The sequence below is a fragment of the Vibrio aestuarianus genome (genome assembly GCF_028858425.1).
Taxonomy (GTDB): Bacteria; Pseudomonadota; Gammaproteobacteria; order Enterobacterales; family Vibrionaceae; genus Vibrio; species Vibrio aestuarianus.
In genome coordinates, this window is the sequence record NZ_JAKNYQ010000001.1 from 2,774,418 (window position 1) to 2,792,429 (window position 18,012).

Consider the following 18,012-nt stretch of genomic DNA (forward strand, 5'->3'; position numbering starts at 1 on the left):
AAGAGGTTTACTTCTAGCATGGGCACTCATTCGGGCAATAGCCCCAAGGTTCAATCACCACCGCCCAAGGCGGTGGTTTAGGGATGACAATAAAAAAGCGCCCGCAGGCGCTTTAACGTTAACAATAGGCTTATTTTATCGTAACTCGTGCAAACTTACGCTTACCAACTTGATAGACGTACGTGCCAGCGGTTGGTAGATACTTAGTATCTTCGATTTTCTCACCGTCTTGCTTTGCGCCGCCTTGCTTAATCATTCGCATTGCATCAGACGTTGAGCCAACTAGGCCTGCATCTTTTAACAAGTTGGTAATTGCAATACCGGCATCAAATTCAAACTCTGGCATTTCGTCAGGCATTGCGCCTTTTTGGAAACGGTTAATGAATTCTTGCTCAGCCGCATCGGCATCGGCTTCTGAATGGAAGCGAGCAATAATTTCTTTAGCAAGTAAGATCTTAATATCGCGAGGGTTAGTACCACTTTCGACATCCATTTTAAACTGTTCAATTTCCGCTAATGGACGGAATGAAAGCAGTTCATAGTAGCTCCACATCAAGGTGTCGGAGATCGACATGATCTTACCGAACATTTCACTTGGTGATTCGCTAACACCAATGTAGTTGTGCGCAGACTTAGACATTTTTTTCTCACCGTCTAAGCCGACAAGCAATGGCATCATCAACACAATTTGTGGCTTCTGACCATTGGCTTTTTGTAATTCACGCCCCATCAGTAGGTTGAATTTTTGGTCAGTACCACCTAGCTCAACGTCCGTTTCCATTGCTACTGAATCATAACCCTGTAGGAGTGGATACATAAATTCATGAATAGCAATAGGTTGGCCGTTCGCATAACGCTTTTTAAAGTCATCACGCTCTAACATACGAGCCACGGTTTGGTTTGATGCAAGGCGAATCATACCTTCTGCGCCCAATTGCGATAACCATTCCGAGTTAAACTGAATCTTAGTTTTAGCTGGGTCTAAGATTTTAAACACCTGTGTTTTATAGGTTTCAGCGTTACGCAATACGTCTTCACGCGTCAACGGTGGACGAGTGGTATTTTTACCACTTGGATCACCAACCATACCGGTGAAATCACCGATCAAAAACGTGACTTCATGACCAAGGTCTTGGAAAGTACGAAGTTTGTTTAAAATCACCGTGTGGCCAAGGTGAATGTCTGGTGCCGTTGGATCTGCGCCTAACTTAATGCGTAGTGGGCGACCTTCTTTTAGCTTCGCGATTAATTCTTCTTCTGGGATTAGCTCTTCAACGCCGCGTTTAATCTCAGCTAAAGCCGCTTCAATACTCGCCATTCTTGTTCACTCCTACAGATTTGGCAAAATTTAATAGTTGAACATCTTACTTGAATAGCGATGCTTTTTGAAACCAGTTAGACTAACGAACTGACCAATTTTTTTATAATTTACTAAACGAACCTGAATATGCTGTCTATTTTTGCTCGTCTTCCTTGGATACACAGAGCCCTTATCGCTTTTCTCAGTGCCATCATTGTATTTGCTCTGTTTTTTCTGCCCGATCCAAAAGACCTATCGAGAGATCAAGAACGCTTGGAAATTGGTCGGCATTATCCACTGACAATAAACGCTGAAGCACTCTCTCCCGGCATGTCTATCGCCCCATCAGCGGTACTGCGTTGGGAAACATATCAGGTTCGCCCTGGCGAAAGCACCGCCGTACTGTTTCAGCGGATTGGACTTTCTTCGCGTTTACTTTATCAACTTACATCGACTAACGATGATATTAACCACCAATTATCACGCTTGAACCCTGGTGATGAACTGCAGTTCGGATTTGATGAAAATAATGAGTTGATTCAACTTAAACGAAAAATTAATGCATTTGAAAGCTTCCGCATTACCAAGTCTGGGGACAGTTTCACCTCTGAATTTGACAAAAAAGAGGTGATGTACCAATACAATTATGCTGAAGCGAGCATTACCTCTAATTTCTGGAATGCTGCGATATCCGCGGGCCTAACAGCGAACCAAATTATGGAATTGGCGGGGATATTTGGCTGGGACATCGACTTTGCGCTCGATATTCGTGAAGGTGACCAATTCAAATTGCTCTATCAAGAAAAAGTGGTTGAAGGTGAAATCATTGGCAGAGGCAATATTATTGCCGCCACCTTTACCAACCAAGGTACGCAGTTCACGGCCATTCTTGATGACAGCACTGGCAATTATTACGACGAAAATGGCCGAGCAATGAAAAAAGCCTTCTTACGCTCGCCTATCGATTTTCGTCGCGTGACTTCAAACTTCAACCCAACGCGCCGTCACCCCGTTACAGGTAAAGTAACCGCCCATCGAGGTACCGATTACGCCGCTCCTGTCGGCACGCCAATTTGGGCCGCTGGTGATGGCGTTGTCGAGAAATCGAGCTATAACCAATTTAATGGTAATTATGTATTTATACGCCATAGCAATACCTACATCACAAAATATTTGCACTTACAACGTCGCATGGTCAAAACAGGTCAGCGTGTCAAACAAGGACAAACCATTGGTACTTTGGGGGGCACAGGGCGAGTTACCGGCCCGCACTTGCACTATGAATTTCTCGTTAACGGAGTGCATAAAAACCCCAGAACCGTCTCTTTACCACAATCAAAATCACTAACGGGTAAAGCGAAAGCGACCTTCATTGCTAATGCTAAAATTCGTATGGGGAAATTGGAACGCTATAGTGAACTGCTGTACGCGAGCAAATAATATGTCGCTCATTGATATACCCAAACCACTTGAAGTTGCAGGTAGACAGCAAGTAAGTTCATCCCCATGAGCATAGATAAACGATGTGATTGGGGTGAGCGAACATAGCCAACACCGCTGCAACTTCAAGTCTGCAGAGTATAACTAAAGATAAAGCCCACAAATATGAGCTTTATCTTTATCGCTTTAGGTACTTTCACTATCGGTCTGCACTCGTTGTCGACCAAGCATCAGTAAACAAGGCGTCAATACTAAGGTTAACACCGTTGCAAAGGTCAACCCACCAGCAACTGCCGTTGCAAGCTGTGACCACCACTGCGTACTTGGTGCACCAAACTCAATTTTTTGGTTAATCAGGTCAATGTTCATTTCAAGAACCATGGGCAATAAGCCAAGAATTGTCGTCACGGTGGTAAGCATTACTGGCCTTAAGCGCTGAACACCAGTACGTAAGATCGCTTCTTGCTTTGATAAACCTCGGCCTAACAGTTGGTTGTAAGTATCAATCAGTACAATATTGTTATTCACCACAATACCAGCCAACGCAATTACACCAATTCCTGACATAATGATGCCAAAAGGTTTTTGGAAGATAAGTAGCCCAGCAAAAACGCCGACCGTTGAAAACAGCACCGCACTCAGAATAAGGAACGCTTGATAGAAACTGTTAAATTGCGTGACTAGAATCAGCGCCATGACCGCTAAGGCAATCAAAAATGCATTTTGCAGGAATGCAGATGAATGCTCCTGCTCTTCATTTTGACCACGCAACTTAAATTCAACACCGCTAGGTAAGTTTAGCTCAGACAAAGCTTGAGTCACTTTCGGTAACTCTAACGCAAGGTTATAGCCTTCGTTGAGATCCGCCATAATGTCGATAACACGCCGTCCATCAATACGCTTGATGGTATCTTGTTTATGGTCAGGCTTGATCTGAGCAAAGTTGGTTATCGGCACAAGGCCAACTGGCGTGTTGACTCGTAGTTGATCAAAGCGACCTATATCTCGCTTCTCTTCAGGATAACGAACCAAGATGTCGACTTCTTCATTCGCATCATCAGGCAAGTAATCACCAATTTTTAAGCCATTAGTGACAAACTGAACGGTATTGCCAACCAAGGTGGCGTCTGCGGAAAAACGCGAGGCATCATCGCGACGAATATCAATACGCCAGTCAATCCCCGCTTTGCTCGAAGTGTCACTAATATTAGTTAAGGCAGGATTATTATCCGCCCATTGCCTGACTATTTTAGCCGCAACTTCAAGGTTTTCCGGTGTGCGAGCCGACATTTCGATCACCAGATCATTCTCAACCGGTGGTCCTGCATCGGGAAATTTATACTCAATTTCTACACCAGCAAATTGATTGGTCACAGATTTGAGATCTTCAATGATAGCTTTTACGCTACGTCGGTATTGCCAATCAACAGGGGTTATTTGAATTTGACCGATTTCATCTTCACCACCAGTGCGAGTATAAACGCTTTCAAACTCCTCATGGCCGAGCATCACTTGCTCGATTTCCTGCATGATCACATCTTTCTCTTGAATAGAAAGATCGCCATAAGATCGTACTTTGACATTAAAATAGGGCGGATCAACTTCAGGGAAAAACTCTGCCCCGAGCCCAGCCTTGGCATAGGTAAAACCAATCGCGATCGCCAATAAAATAGCACTGAGCAAAATTTTCAATGGGTGCTTAATCGCAATGGCAAGAGTATGGTAGTAAAGCTTAGTGATACCCGTTGCTTGTGTGAAGTCACCATCATGCAATGCCAGCATTCGGGCCTGACTTTGCGCGGATACATATTGTGGCCGACCGATTAAACTGCCGAGTACTGGCACAAACAACAGCGCCATAACCAAAGAGGCAGCTAGTGTTGCTATCAAAGTTAAAGGTAAGTACTTCATGAACTCACCGGTAACATCTGGCCAAAAAAGCAAGGGAGCAAAAGCAGCAAGTGTCGTGGCCGTTGAAGCGGTTATCGGCCATGCCATACGTTTTGCTGCATCTCGATACGCCTGTTTACGAGGCGTACCTTCTTGCATGCGGCGATCAGCGAATTCAGTGACGACTATCGCCCCATCAACCAACATGCCAACGGCCATAATCAATGAAAACAGTACGATAATGTTAACGGTTAAACCAAACAGCGACAGAACCAACAACCCAGTTAGAAATGATCCAGGGATCGAAATGCCGACCAATAGGGCGGTTCTCATCCCCAAAATCGCGATGATAACAATTACCACCAAAATAATGGCAGAAAGAATATTGTTTTGTAGATCATTGAGCATGATCTCCACATCTTTGGATTCATCCCATGTGTATTTGACTAGTAAGTTGCTTGGCCATTCCTCTCGCTTTTGCGCTTCGTTCATTACCGCTTTGACTAGCTCCACAGTATCAATAATATTTTCGCCCGCCCGCTTTTTAACATCCAAAACCACCGCAGACTTACCATCTAAACGCGCAAAACTTTCTGGGTCACGAAATGCCCGCCGGACCGTAGCAATATCACCAAAAGTGATCACTTGCTTACCATCAACCTTAACTGGAAGCTCTAATACATCTTTCAGTGAGTCAAATACTGAAGGGACCTTCACCGAAAAGCGACCATAACCAGTATCTACAAATCCGGCAGCAACTACTCGGTTATTGAGCGCAATTAAGTTATAGATATCACCTTGGTCTAAACCGTAGCTCTCCATTAACAACGGATCGACGATGATCTCAACAATATCGTCACGATCCCCTGCAATATCAACTTCCAGCACTTGACGATAACTCTCTAATTTATCTCGAAGTTGACGCGCAATTTGCACAATTGTTCTTTCAGGAACAGTACCATACAACACCACTGACAATACCGGCTGCTCAGAAGCTAGCGTCACTTCATTGACCGTTGGCTCATCACTGTCTGCTGGTAGTTTGGGTTCCGCTAAGTTAACCGCATCTCGAACATCTGCCATTGCTTTATCTAGATTAACGCCAACATTAAACTCCAACACCACCGAAGCATGTCCTTCAGAAGCATTAGAAGTCATCTCTTTTACTCCCTCAATCGAGCGCATTTCTTGCTCTAAAGGGCGTACGATAAGACGCTCGGCATCACTCGGTGAAATACCTTGATGGCTGACAGAAACGTAGATAATGGGAATAGTTATGTCAGGGCTAGACTCTTTCGGAATGGTAAAATAGGTTGCAACCCCCGCAATTAAGATCAGCAGCAGTAATGACAGCATGGTTCGCGAACGTGATAGCGCCGCATCAATAATGGAAAACATCGCGCCTCCTACTGTGCATCAGCGTTTGCTTGCTTGACCGCAATCACTTGATCGCCATCTCGCACAAAACCTTGCCCAACGGTGATAATATCAACCTTCTCACCAAGCCCAGTTAGCCATACTCCGTCTTGCTCTGCTTTGACGAGATTGATAGGCATAAAACGGACGCGATCTTCAACTAAGGTTTTAACGCCAAGGTTGCCATCAGCATCCAAAGCAAGCATGGCTGGTGTTATTTTCACAGCAAGTTGTGTTTCTAGACTGAGCTCGACCTCTGCGCTAACGCCGGCTGGAATGGCCTGATTTGGGTTAGCCAATTCAACTTCAATAGCAAAAGTATTGGTGGTCGGTGAAGAAACCCGTGAAATATACCTCACCCGACCTTCTACCGTTGAACCATCAATAAAACGAATTGTGGCGAGCTGATCTTGTTTTATTTTCTGGATATGTCTCTCGCTCACATCTGCTTCGATGACTAATTTACCTAAATCAATAAACGTCACTATCGGATCACCGATACCAACAAAGTCACCCTTTTCTACCAAAAGGTTTTCAACAATACCGTCAAAAGGAGCAACCACCGAGGTATTACGCAACGCTAATTTTGCACGGCTTTCCATCGCCTTGGCATCGGCTAAAGCCGCCTGCGCGGTAGCAAACGCCACCTCACCTTGCAAACCTCGATTTTTCAATGACTGCGCGGCTTTAAACTCTTTTTGCTTCACTTGTAAAAGCGCTTGAGCGCTGTCTAGTTGTGCGGCTAAATCACCTTTATCAATGGTAACGATTGGTTGCCCTTTGGTGATTGATTGACCTTTAGTAGCTGTTAATTGAGTAATTTTCCCCGCAATTTCAGCGCCAATCGTTGCTACGCGATCCGGTGCCGTTCGACCGTATAAATCAATGCGTTTATCGGTTTGTTGTGCTTGAAATGATTGGTAAACAACTTTAGCTAAGGGAATTGTTGTGACGGATTTCTGGCGAGGTTCTTCGGCTTTCAATGAACCAAGTCCTAGCCAAAGAGCAAGAAGCAGGATGAAAAAAGTAGAAATAAGCCATGGTCTTTGCGTAAAAAAGCCACCAAACTGTCGGTTGCTCGCCTGAGTATCTGGCATAGATAATCCCTTATTATGTTATTGCCTGAACGGCAAAGCCCTACGAAACATCCTCATACGTAGGGCTTGTTAACTAGTTTATTTGTCTAGCTAAATATGCATCATTTATACGCTAAATGATGCACCACAACCGCATGTTGTTGTGGCATTAGGGTTATTCACAAAAAAACGTGAACCTTCCAACCCTTCGGTATAATCAACAACACCGCCAATGAGATATTGTAAGCTCATAGGGTCAACCACTAGGGTTACACCGCTATTAACAATAGTGGTATCACCTTCGTTGACATTTTCATCAAAGGTAAAACCATACTGGAAACCGCTACAACCACCACCTGTAATGTATACACGCAGCTTTAATGCAGGATTTTCTTCTTCAGCAATTAACATTTGAACGCGTTTTGCAGCTGTATCAGAAAACGACAATGGTACGTTTACTTCACTCACGATGACCTCTCTCACTCGTGTAAATACCCGTCAGGTTTATACCTTTCCAACTTGAAACTACAGCGGAATTGGCTACGTTCGCTCACCCCATCACATCGTTTATCTATGCTCATAAGGGTTAGCTCACCAGCAGCCTAGCTGCAACTGCAAGTTGTTTGGGTATATTATGATCAATTCATACCTGCAAAGGTGACTCTTTTTTAATAATGGGTCGATTATCCAATACCTGACCTATTCGTTCAAGTATTCACCATCACTTAACTTAAACTCTGATTTTACAGAGAGTGAACAGCAAACTAGTGGTTGTATCATCGCTTGTACACCACATTTAACACCGTTGGCTGTGAAAGCGCTCAGAAAATCAGTGAAAAAAAGTGTCTTTGGTCCATTTGGGTATACAATGCCCCGCAACTGGTCCGAACGAGCAAAAGAGGATAAATCCATGACCAAATCAGCAGAGCTTTACCAAAAAGCACAACGATCTATTCCTGGCGGTGTTAATTCTCCAGTCCGTGCTTTTAATGGTGTTGGCGGCTCGCCGATTTTTATCGACCGCGCAGATGGCCCTTTAATTTTTGATGCCGATGGCAAAGCCTATATCGATTACGTTGGTTCTTGGGGGCCAATGATTTTAGGCCATAACCACGTGGTTATCCGTGAAGCAGTGATCAGCGCAGCACAGCGCGGCCTAAGCTTCGGTGCCCCCACTGAAATGGAAATTGATATGGCAGAACTGGTCTCTGAACTGGTGCCATCGATGGAACAACTGCGCATGGTTAGTTCAGGTACTGAAGCTACTATGAGCGCGATTCGTTTAGCTCGTGGATATACTGGCCGCGATAAAATCATGAAATTCGAAGGCTGCTACCATGGCCACGCTGATAGCTTGCTGGTAAAAGCTGGTTCTGGCGCACTGACTTTGGGTCAACCAAGCTCTCCAGGTGTTCCGGCTGACTTTGCTAAGCATACCTTAACCGCAACGTTTAATGATTTAGATTCAGTCCGTGAGCTATTTGCCGCAAATAAAGGTGAAATTGCCTGTATTATCGTTGAACCTGTTGCTGGCAACATGAACTGTATTCCACCAGTTGAAGGCTTTCATGAAGGGCTACGTGAAATCTGTGATCAAGAAGGCGCACTACTGATTTTTGATGAAGTCATGACTGGTTTCCGTGTTGCTTTAGGTGGCGCCCAAGCACACTACAACATAAAACCTGATTTAACGACGCTAGGTAAAGTGATTGGCGGTGGAATGCCTGTTGGCGCATTTGGTGGACGTAAAGAAGTGATGCAATATATCGCACCGACCGGGCCTGTTTACCAAGCGGGGACGCTATCAGGAAACCCAGTGGCAATGGCAGCTGGTTATGCATGTTTATCGCTACTGAAAGAAGAAGGCAATGAAAAACGCCTAAATTCGAAAACTAAGCAGTTAGCTGATGGGTTTAAAGAATTAGCAGACAAACACGGTATTCCAATGGTGGTTAACCAAGTGGGCGGCATGTTCGGCTTCTTCTTTACCGAACAAGAACGTGTGACATGCTATGAAGAAGTAACAAAGTGCGATGTTGAACGCTTTAAACGCTTCTTCCATTTAATGCTTGAGCACGGTGTATACCTAGCGCCTTCTGCTTTTGAAGCGAGCTTTACTTCATTAGCTCATGGCACTAAAGAGATTGAAGCAACACTAGAAGCGGCTGATCGCAGCTTAGCGATTATTGCATCTGAAGCTTAAACACTATCTTTTGTGTCCCTATCGTTAGGGACACCTAGCATAAAGGCTGCACACGCAGCCTTTTTTATTGCCAATTTAGCGCAACTAACATACCAAGAACGAGCAAAGTGAGGGTAAACCAAGGCACTTTACGCCGCTGATGTGACTTTCCACTGCACCCTTTTTCATTGTTGCAACAGCCCATATTCAGAGTTCCTCATTGATAACGCGCTGATTTACAGCCATTATAAAACCAATATCTTATTTTGTGAGAATAAAACGTGCCTGAAAAAATAAAAATAACCTCCAGTCATTGGGTGCTAGTCTTTACATTACTGGCTTCTTCAATAGCGTGCTATCTACTAGTTGAGCCTTACATTAACTCCATTATGATGGCCTTTATTATTTCGTTATTGATGTTCCCTATTCACGAATGGCTTGAACGCAAAATGCCGAAACATAAAAATACTGTTTCGCTCATTTCCTGTGTGATCTTAACTTTTATTATTGTGATTCCATTGCTATTTGTTTTCGCGGCAATTGTCCAACAAGGCTCTTTATTTTCTCAAAATATGTATCAATGGGTGACTCATGGCGGCATCCAAACCGTTTTTGCTCATCCTTGGGTGGTTAAAGGGTTATCGATCGCTAACCAATACTTACCTTTTGATGAAATACAGCCACAACAGATCGCACAAAGAGTAGGACAATTTGCCACTTCATTTGGCTCGAATCTGGTCAGTATTAGTGCAAAAATCCTTGGCGATGCCACCAACTTTTTGATGGATTTCTTTTTGATGCTGTTCGTGTTGTTCTTTTTATTACGCGATCACGACAAAATCATCAATGCCATCCGGCACATACTGCCATTTTCACGCACCCAAGAAGACAAGCTACTATCTGAAATTGAGCAAGTCTCTAAATCAGCAGTAATGGGGTCATTTTTGACAGCGATAGCACAAGGTTTCGCTGGTGGTTTGGGGATGTGGCTTGCAGGTTTTCCTGGCCTATTTTGGGGAACCATGATGGGCTTTGCCTCATTCATTCCAGTCGTTGGTACAGCATTAATTTGGATTCCAGCCACCGCTTATTTATTTTTGATAGGTGATACTACTTGGGCTATTTTCCTTGCGGTTTGGAGCATTGCAATTGTCGGCTCTATCGATAACCTACTTCGCCCACTATTAATGCAAGGCAGCTCAGGTATGAATACTTTACTGATTTTCTTTTCATTGCTAGGTGGTATTCAGCTATTTGGTTTGATTGGCTTAATTTATGGTCCATTGATTTTTGCCATTACCATGGTGCTGTTCAACATCTATGAAGAAGAATTTAAAGAGTTTCTAAACCAGCAAGACAACAGCTAAATACAGCAGAAATAACTTCAAGCAAGGGGGCGATTATGCGAAAATCGCCCCCTATTTTTTAGCGTAGAGTTCCCCATGTTAACTTACACCGCACCGAGTCAAATTGCCCAACGTCAACTCGCTTATTTCGCCGATAAGCATGTTTTAGTTGCCGGAGAGGTTGAAGACCTATTTCCGGTTGAATTAACTCATCATTGCCGTTCAGTTTCGGTGTTCACTACCCATTATGGTTACTATCGCCAGTTAAACGCTCATAGCCAGATACAACGATATTTTGGCGCTCAATTTGTAGCAGAAACCAACGCTGATCTGATTTTACTTTACTGGCCTAAAGCTAAGTTAGAAGCGGAGTATCTGCTTGCAATGTTACTTGCTAAATTGGGTAAAAATACCGAGATCGTGGTTGTTGGTGAAAATCGCTCTGGTGTAAAGAGCATCGAAAAAATGTTCCAACCCTACGGCATAGTAAAAAAGTATGACTCTGCGCGTCGTTGTTCTTTTTATTGGGGGCAATGTATCGAACAACCAGCCACCTTTGACATCAATGACTGGTTCAAAACCTATCAAGTTCAATATCAACAACATTCATTGATTGTCAAAAGCCTACCGGGTGTATTCAGCCATGGTGAGTTTGATCTCGGTAGCCAGTTATTGCTCGACACACTACCGAACCTCAGAGGTAAAGTGCTCGATTTCGGTTGTGGTGCTGGTGTACTCGGTACAGTCATGGCAACACTCAATAGCGATATTGAACTGGAAATGTGTGATATTAGCGCGCTGGCTATTGAATCAAGCAAAGCAACTTTAGCCGCTAATGGTTTAAGCGGAAAAGTATTTGCCTCAGATGTCTACTCTGACACAAACAGCAACTACCAGTTCATCGTCAGCAACCCACCATTCCACTCAGGTTTAGAGACTAGCTATAGCGCCACAGAAACTTTACTCGCGGATGCACCTAGCCATCAAACATCAAATGGTGAATTATTTATCGTCGCCAATAGTTTTCTAAAATATGCTCCCATTATCAATCACGCCTATGGTAATTGTGAGACGATAAATAAGACCAATAAATTTGTCATTTATCATGCTAAGAAGTCTTAAAACATTTCACCTTAGCAGTTAAATCCACCTAACCACGACATTGGCGCATACCGTTATAGCTAATTTTGCGTTGATGACAACACTTTCAATAGGACTTACTTGTCAAAGTAAAAAAACTTGTTAATTTCGTTGCTTTAAGTTTTCTTTGTTTTTCATTTGCTTTAACTGGAAACAGTTAAAGCCTCACAGAAAGTAACGCTTTTTTCTATGTTTAGGTTCTCTCGTAAGCAAAAATTTAAACGCCTGCAAAATACATTGATGCTGGCTTTTCTTGTACTAAGTATCACCCCTTTGACGGTGATGGCCATCTTTTTTCTCCAATCACACAGTCAAGACCTGCAAGAACAAAGCACCTCTCACTTACTTTCCGTTCGTGATAATAAGCAGCAGCAATTATTCGACTACTTCGCGGCCAAAGAATCGGAAGTGATGGGCTTTGTTCGCTCAGAACTTGCCTATGCCAGTGGTGGGCGATTTTACGGTTTAGTTAATGCATTTCAAAGACTTGGACCTGACATCAAACAAGCACGAGAACATGCACAGCAGCGCTACATCCCAGGTTCTGGCGATCAAATAAAAACGTCAATTTTGCCTCAATCAAGTAGTTATGTGGGCAGTGAAAGATATCGTTTGTTGCATAAACGATATCACTGGGCTTATTTAGAATTACTAAAACGATCGGATTTTGATGATATTTTATTAGTCGACATTGCTGGTGATGTGGTTTATTCAGTCTATAAACATGATAACTACGGAACGAACCTACTCACCGGAAAATATAAAGACTCCAATATAGGAAAAACTTTCCGCCGTTTGACACAGGAAGTCAACGAGCATCATAAAAGTAATGGTGAATATACTCCGGTCATCGTTTCAGATTTTTCACCACAAGATGGTAAGCAAATCGCGTGGCTAGGAGCACCTATCATTCAACAAGGTTATCTGCACAGTTATGCCATGTTCCGTTTGCCAAATAATGGCATTACAAAACTGGTGGCAGATACCAACAAAACCTCACAAATAAGAACCTTACTGGTTGGTCAAGATCATCTATCCCGCACCTTGGAATATGAGCAAGTAGAAATCGACAAAAGCCAAAAGGTCATTAACCAAGCGCTCTCAGGAATCAGTTCAGTTGGCACCTACACCAATACCTTGGATGAAAAAACCATCGCGGCCTACACTCCGATTATCACCACTGGCCTGCAGTGGGCTTTAGTCGTTGAACTTCCAGAGAAAGAAGCTTACGCACGAGTCCACCAGCTAGAAAAACTGTTTATTTTTGCCATGCTGACAGCCATTATTTTAGTGGTCATCGCCTCTCACTACTTATCCAACTTCATTACGTCTCCACTATTGAAGCTGACATGGGCAGCCGAAAAAGTATCCGCAGGTGATCTGGATGAAAACGTCATCAATACTGAACGCAAAGATGAGATCGGCCGTTTGGCGGTTAGCTTTGAACGCATGCAACGTTCTATTCGTGAAAAAATGCAGTTGATCAAATCGCAAAACAAAGAACTTGAAAGTAATATCCAACTGATCCGCAAACAAAATGAAGAACTACACTTAGCCAATAAATTAAAAGATGAATTTCTCGCGACCACCTCACACGAATTAAGAACACCTTTGCACGGTATGGTGGGGATTGCAGAAGCCTTAGTCTCTGGGGCCAATGGCCCGATTACGGCTGATCATCGTTACCAATTAGGCATTATCATCAGCAGTGGACAACGCTTAGCAAACTTAGTTGATGACCTATTGGACTACCATAAAATGCGTTATGGCAGTTTGGATATCAACCGCTGTGCTGTTGATCTCTCTAGCGCAACCCGTTTAGTGTTAGAGCTTTCAAGCCACCTACTGGGTAAAAAACCAATACGCATTATTAACCAAGTCCCTGATGAATGTGTTTGGGTTTCAGCCGATCCACAAAGACTCGAGCAGGTACTCTATAACTTAATCGGTAATGCGATTAAATATACGACTGAAGGTAAAATTGTTATTTCAGCCAATGTCGTCGATGACAAGATTCGTGTGCAAGTCGTCGATACTGGGCAAGGAATTCCAGCAGAACAGCTTGAGCATATTTTTGAACCTCTTATTCAAGCAGGACAAGATGCAAGTCGCTACCGTCAAGGTGCTGGACTTGGGCTTTCGATTAGCCGTCAACTGATTGAACTGATGCACGGTACGCTGTATGTCAGCAGCCAGCCTATGGTAGGTACTACCTTTAGCTTTACCCTACCGATAGCCTCAGACCAAGAGATCCAATTTGCCAGTCATATAGAGCCGCGCCACTTCCAAGCACCTGAAATTGCAGAAATAGAGCAGCCAGAAGCGAGCACTCTCCCTGATAATAATTCTGGTCCACTGCTTCTAGTCGCTGATGATGAACCCGTCAATTTACGAGTGTTAGACAGTTTCTTACGCTTAGAGGGCTATCAAGTCCGCACAGTAAAAGATGGCAATGAAGTATTGGCGGCCGTTGAACAACAAAAACCAGAACTGTTGCTACTCGATATCATGATGCCAGGTCTTAGCGGTTATCAAGTTTGTGAAAAACTCAGAGAACAGTACGACCACGCTGAGCTGCCTATCATTATGCTTACCGCATTAAATCAGACTGATGATCGTGTTCGTGGCTTTGATGCTGGTGCTAATGATTACCTATCAAAACCATTTAATAAACATGAATTAGCAGCTCGTATCGTGGCTCATCTATCTGCTAGTAAGGCAGAGCAGCGCCGCATCGAAAACAAACAACTACAGCAAGAACTTAAACATCGGGCCATGGTCGAAGCCAGCTTACTAGAAACACAAGGGCGCCTTCTTGAACAACTAGAGTCAGCACCAGAGGCAATTATCTGCATTCGAGATGACCATAAAGTACGTTTTGCTAATGAGGCCGCCGCTAGGTTATTCAGGCGCAGCCAGGAGCAGTTAAAACGCTCTAATGCAGATGAATTGATCGCACCAAAATACTTAGTTGTCGATCAAGAACACTATTGCGGCAATATCGATATTTACGTCGATGATACTCGTCAGCATATGTCAGCCGATATTCTACGATTACCAGAAGGCTCTGGGCTGCAAGCTATGTATATTTTTAATGTTGGGGGAAACATTAACGCCGCTCGCATTAATAATCTGGAAACCGCCATCGAAGCACTCTCGAGTTATGCTTTTGAAGGTGATAGAGAGAAACTTCAACAATTAAAAGAGCTCGGTGGGGAGTTTACCCGTATTGCTGACAAGGTATCGGGAGATAACCAATCAAAGCAAGATCTGATGCGTGAAGTCCTCGTAGAGGCCATGACTTGTGCTTTAGATTACTGGGAGAGAGTGACTAGCCAAAGCAAGTTTACCTTCGCCGAACAAAGTGGCTTGTGGCGGGTGTATCTTGATAGAAGCACTCTGCAGACAAGGACATTAGATAAATACTTGCGAATAGAGACACTACCAAAAACCCCTCGTTGGCGGACAGTTCTAAACTCTTTAGATTACATTTTAGAGCACTGCCAAGAGCAAGGACCGGAACGGGCTCATATCGAAACTCAGCGTGACAAACTACAAAAGCTGCTGACTAGCTAATGCTATATTGTCTACACAAACCCGCCTAGTGCGGGTTTTTTATTACCGCTAGCCAAGGCATCAGCGATGGCCACATAATCTCTCTTATACCAATCACAGTAAATGAGTGATCAGAAATAGCGCAGGAAAAAGACTTGAGAACAAGGCAGGATTTTTCGATAAGTAGTTATTCTACAATCAAAAATTCTAACGCAGTTATCGAGTATTTTAACCAGCTAGGATGAACAGTTATTTACTACGATTGGTATTACCTATCTCCAAAACGCTTTTCTAGTGTCTGATGTTGTTTAGTGGCTTAAAATTTTAACCGAGTATTGGCAGGCAAAAACCTTGCTTTACAAAAGAAAAAAAGAGGTGAAAACAACATAAAGATTCCCGTTAAAGAGTCAGAGGATTCTCATTCAACAGTGAAAAATCACCAATAGTATTGAGTAAAGATAGAGATTGCGAACCGAATCACAACAATTCGGCAGATTTAATTTAGGTACGCAAATTAACGAAAAATCGAAGGCGTGAGCAAGATCTCCACTTACAAGAAAATCAAAAAAAACCTTTTAAATAAAGGCTAAAATGCGTAGTGAACACTTACATAAAGTGGAATACTTATAGTTATTCGAGAGGTTGATCACTGTCGATAAATTGAACAACATTGAGAGAAAATCGATAATATTGACGTTTATGACGTCAAAGTGTCATGTTTTGACGTTTTTAACGGGAATTGGAATTGATAATTTTCTCTGCAAGGTGTCTTCTTACTCCTACCAAAGGTCTACAGGCCACTCAAGTTGACTCACTCCTCCGGTTTGTTAACAGATAATGAGGTAGGCCTTGGAGAGTGTTTATCAATTGATAACATTCAAATCCATTAGTGAAATGAAAGCAAATAGTAAGGAAAAGCTATGCTTGCCAATATAAAAAAAACAGCACTAGCCGCAGCAGTAATCGCCGCTGCAGCAACGAGTGTTTCAGCTCCAGCAGCAGCACGTAGTGAGCTAACTATCGTACCGGATTTCTACCCTACAATGGTGCGCAACTTTAACCCGTACCTAGCAACAAACCTACGTACTACAACTGACTTCATCTACGAACCTCTTGTAGTATTTAATGAAATGCACGGTAATACTCCGGTAATGCGTCTTGCTGAAGGCTTTAAAATGTCTGATGACTTGATGAGCGTTACATTTGATATCCGTAAAGGTGTTAAATGGTCTGACGGCCAAGCATTTACAGCTGATGACGTTGTGTTCTCTTATGCCCTTTTACAAGGCAAGCCAGAACTTGACCAACGTGGTATCAATAAATGGGTAACTAGCGTTGAGAAATTAAACGAGTACCAAGTTCGTTTCCGCCTAACAGAAGCAAACTCTAACGTACCTTATGAGATCTCTCTGGTTCCTATCGTTGCTGAGCACGTATGGAAAGATGTGAAAGATCCAACAACCTTTACCAATGAAAACCCTGTAGGTACTGGTCCATTTACCGAGATAGACACATTCACTCCTCAGCTTTACATCCAATGTCGTAACCCGAATTACTGGGATGCAGCAAGCCTTGAGGTAGACTGTCTACGTGTTCCTCAAATTGCAAACAATGACCAACTTCTAGGTAAGATCGTAAACTCTGAGCTTGATTGGACATCATCATTCGTTCCAGATATCGATCGTACTTATGCAGCAGCAAGTCCAAATCACCATTACTGGTACCCTGCAGCGGGCACTCAAGCATTTATGATTAACTTCAAGAATCCAGATGCAGCGAAAAATGAAGCGTTAACAAACGTAGACTTCCGCCGCGCATTCTCTATGGCTCTTGATCGTCAAACCATTATCGATATCGCATTTTACGGTGGCGGTACTGTCAATGACTTCGCATCAGGCTTAGGTTACGCATTTGAAGCTTGGTCAGATGAAAGTATTCATAATAAATACAAAGGCTTCAACACATACGATGTAGAAGGTGCCAAGAAACTACTAGCTAAAGCTGGCTTCAAAGACGTAAACAACGATGGTTTTGTTGATACACCATCAGGCAAGTCTTTTGAGCTACTAGTTCAGTCTCCAAACGGTTGGACTGACTTTAACAACACCGTACAGCTAGCTGTAGAGCAACTTGGTGAAGTTGGCATTAAAGCACGTGCGCGTACACCAGAATTCGCAGTATACAACCAAGCCATGCTTGAAGGTACTTACGATGTCGCGTACACCAACTACTTCCACGGTGCCGATCCACATCTATACTGGAACAGTGCTTACAACTCAGCACTGCAAGGTGGTGACGGTATGCCTCGTTTCGCGATGCACTTCTTCAAAAATGAGAAGCTAGATAACTTACTTGATAGCTTCTACAAAACAGCCGATAAGAACGAGCAGCTAGAAATCGCTCATGGTATTCAGCAAATCATCGCTGAAAATCAAGTAACGGTTCCTGTAATGTCTGGTGCATATATGTACCAGTACAATACAACTCGCTTCACTGGTTGGTGGAACGAAGAAAATCCAAAAGGCCGTCCAAACATTTGGGCTGGTATCCCAGAGCGTCTATTGCATGTACTGGACCTAAAACCAGTTAAATAAGTAGAAGTTCAATCCTTGCGGCGTACCTTGTACGCCGCTGATAAAAATCCCCTTCAATACCTATTAAAAGTAT

Annotated in this window: 10 protein-coding genes; 6 read left to right on the plus strand and 4 right to left on the minus strand. The window is 43.2% G+C overall.

Annotation, left to right across the window (positions count from 1 at the left end; genetic code table 11):
• Nucleotides 1-130: 130 nt before the first annotated feature.
• The gene (tyrS, locus tag MCT08_RS12640) at nt 131-1,318 is read right to left on the minus strand and encodes a tyrosine--tRNA ligase (RefSeq protein WP_172531792.1); all 1,188 of its coding nucleotides are present in this window, start codon (nt 1,316-1,318) and stop codon (nt 131-133) included.
• Nucleotides 1,319-1,447: 129 nt separating this feature from the next.
• Between tyrS and shyC the strand changes: the two genes are divergently transcribed.
• Nucleotides 1,448-2,740 (plus strand): peptidoglycan DD-endopeptidase ShyC, encoded by a 1,293-nt coding sequence (gene shyC, locus MCT08_RS12645; protein ID WP_274678525.1) that lies wholly within the window; start codon nt 1,448-1,450, stop codon nt 2,738-2,740.
• A 186-nt stretch (nt 2,741-2,926) separates the two neighbouring features.
• Here the strand turns inward: shyC and MCT08_RS12650 are convergent, their stop codons facing one another.
• The 3 genes from MCT08_RS12650 to erpA form a co-directional block, all read right to left on the minus strand.
• Nucleotides 2,927-6,028, minus strand: a complete 3,102-nt coding sequence (locus MCT08_RS12650; protein WP_274678526.1) for an efflux RND transporter permease subunit — start codon at nt 6,026-6,028, stop codon at nt 2,927-2,929.
• A gap of 8 nt (nt 6,029-6,036) precedes the next feature.
• Nucleotides 6,037-7,143, minus strand: a complete 1,107-nt coding sequence (locus tag MCT08_RS12655; protein ID WP_274678527.1) for an efflux RND transporter periplasmic adaptor subunit — start codon at nt 7,141-7,143, stop codon at nt 6,037-6,039.
• Between the two features lie 105 nt (nt 7,144-7,248).
• Nucleotides 7,249-7,590, minus strand: coding sequence for an iron-sulfur cluster insertion protein ErpA (erpA, locus tag MCT08_RS12660; RefSeq protein WP_053311281.1), 342 nt, complete (start codon nt 7,588-7,590; stop codon nt 7,249-7,251).
• Between the two features lie 442 nt (nt 7,591-8,032).
• Between erpA and hemL the strand changes: the two genes are divergently transcribed.
• The 5 genes from hemL (at nt 8,033) to MCT08_RS12685 (ending at nt 17,939) form a co-directional block, all read left to right on the plus strand.
• Nucleotides 8,033-9,325, plus strand: a complete 1,293-nt coding sequence (gene hemL, locus MCT08_RS12665) for a glutamate-1-semialdehyde 2,1-aminomutase (protein ID WP_261918091.1) — start codon at nt 8,033-8,035, stop codon at nt 9,323-9,325.
• A gap of 260 nt (nt 9,326-9,585) precedes the next feature.
• Nucleotides 9,586-10,671: an AI-2E family transporter gene (locus MCT08_RS12670; RefSeq protein WP_168523254.1), complete on the plus strand. Its 1,086-nt coding sequence runs from the start codon at nt 9,586-9,588 to the stop codon at nt 10,669-10,671.
• A 75-nt stretch (nt 10,672-10,746) separates the two neighbouring features.
• The gene (rsmC, locus tag MCT08_RS12675; protein WP_053311285.1) at nt 10,747-11,772 is read left to right on the plus strand and encodes a 16S rRNA (guanine(1207)-N(2))-methyltransferase RsmC; all 1,026 of its coding nucleotides are present in this window, start codon (nt 10,747-10,749) and stop codon (nt 11,770-11,772) included.
• Between the two features lie 207 nt (nt 11,773-11,979).
• Nucleotides 11,980-15,366, plus strand: a complete 3,387-nt coding sequence (locus MCT08_RS12680) for a hybrid sensor histidine kinase/response regulator (RefSeq protein ID WP_274678528.1) — start codon at nt 11,980-11,982, stop codon at nt 15,364-15,366.
• Between the two features lie 899 nt (nt 15,367-16,265).
• The gene (locus MCT08_RS12685; protein WP_168523259.1) at nt 16,266-17,939 is read left to right on the plus strand and encodes an ABC transporter substrate-binding protein; all 1,674 of its coding nucleotides are present in this window, start codon (nt 16,266-16,268) and stop codon (nt 17,937-17,939) included.
• The last annotated feature ends 73 nt before the right edge of the window (nt 17,940-18,012 follow it).

Bases quoted from the DNA above. Each gene is read 5' to 3' on its own strand.
- MCT08_RS12685 (WP_168523259.1), top strand. From the start codon at position 16,266: ATGCTTGCCAATATAAAAAAAACAGCACTAGCCGCAGCAGTAATCGCC.
- MCT08_RS12680 (WP_274678528.1), top strand. From the start codon at position 11,980: ATGTTTAGGTTCTCTCGTAAGCAAAAATTTAAACGCCTGCAAAATACA.
- hemL (WP_261918091.1), top strand. From the start codon at position 8,033: ATGACCAAATCAGCAGAGCTTTACCAAAAAGCACAACGATCTATTCCT.
- shyC (WP_274678525.1), top strand. From the start codon at position 1,448: ATGCTGTCTATTTTTGCTCGTCTTCCTTGGATACACAGAGCCCTTATC.
- MCT08_RS12655 (WP_274678527.1), bottom strand. From the start codon at position 7,143: ATGCCAGATACTCAGGCGAGCAACCGACAGTTTGGTGGCTTTTTTACG.
- tyrS (WP_172531792.1), bottom strand. From the start codon at position 1,318: ATGGCGAGTATTGAAGCGGCTTTAGCTGAGATTAAACGCGGCGTTGAA.
- rsmC (WP_053311285.1), top strand. From the start codon at position 10,747: ATGTTAACTTACACCGCACCGAGTCAAATTGCCCAACGTCAACTCGCT.
- MCT08_RS12650 (WP_274678526.1), bottom strand. From the start codon at position 6,028: ATGTTTTCCATTATTGATGCGGCGCTATCACGTTCGCGAACCATGCTG.